This is a genomic window from Citrobacter sp. TBCS-14 (assembly GCF_005280805.1).
In the GTDB taxonomy this organism is placed as follows: Bacteria; Pseudomonadota; Gammaproteobacteria; order Enterobacterales; family Enterobacteriaceae; genus Citrobacter; species Citrobacter gillenii.
This window is the reverse complement of the sequence record NZ_SZWM01000047.1, coordinates 1-214: the sequence shown is the minus strand read 5'-3', so window position 1 is coordinate 214 and position 214 is coordinate 1. Positions and strand designations below refer to the sequence as shown.

At 55.1% G+C, this 214-nt stretch carries 1 pseudogene; it reads left to right on the top strand.

The window, feature by feature from the left end:
- Positions 1-214: pseudogene (locus FDX22_RS30740) on the top strand (DUF3748 domain-containing protein); the annotation flags it as partial.

Here is a 214-nt window from a genome sequence, read left to right as displayed (position 1 = left end):
GTCTGACGTTTACTCATGATCGCGCCTTCCCGGGGCTGGTGAATCAACCGCGGCACTGGGTGCGCAGTAATCCAACGGCAGCCGAAATTGCGTTTCTGATGCGTGATGACAACGGTATCGTGCAGTTATGGTTGATTTCCCCACAGGGAGGAGAACCGCGTCAGCTTACCCGCTGTGACACGGATATTCAGTCAGCATTCAACTGGCATCCGTC